The 508-nt window shown below is 50.2% G+C and carries 1 protein-coding gene; it reads right to left on the reverse strand.

Features of this window, described 5'->3' with window-relative positions:
- Positions 1-306: 306 nt before the first annotated feature.
- Positions 307-508, reverse strand: a 202-nt coding sequence (locus HBA93_RS18270) for an RT0821/Lpp0805 family surface protein (RefSeq protein WP_286202041.1), incomplete at its 5' end; no start/stop codon positions are given.

Here is a 508-nt window from a genome sequence, read left to right on the forward strand (position 1 = left end):
TTCAGGCTTCGCCGTTTTAGCGACGCCCAATACGCTATAGGGATCGCGCATAGTATTCCTTTATCGTTGCGGTGACTGCACAAACGGAATCACCAGTAAATTGTTCCAAATCATAGCGCATCCGGCGTACTTGTCCGCAAAGATTAAATAGCTGATCTGCTTTATGAAAATCGGCAGCAATCTGGGATAAGCTCCGGCATGCTTTTACAATGCAATATGCGCATCAGTGCGCAATTTTTCCAGAGACGCTCCGCGAAATAGTGCAATTACGTTATGAAAACAGAGAGTTCAGCGCATTTTACTCATTCAGAGCTGGGCAAAAGAGGTCAGAGCCCATGCACCGCCCTGCGCCATGCAGGCCTGTCCGCGATAAAGTGCGGCACCGTCGAAAGCCTCACGCGAAGTTTCAAACTCACGACACAGACCGGCTTCGGTCTTTTTCTCGGCAACAGTGGTGATGGTACCCTGACTGCCGGTATCGGGATTAGCCCAAGGAATAGGCGTCTTG

The organism is Ochrobactrum sp. SFR4 (assembly GCF_019730395.1).
Classification (GTDB): Bacteria; Pseudomonadota; Alphaproteobacteria; order Rhizobiales; family Rhizobiaceae; genus Pseudochrobactrum.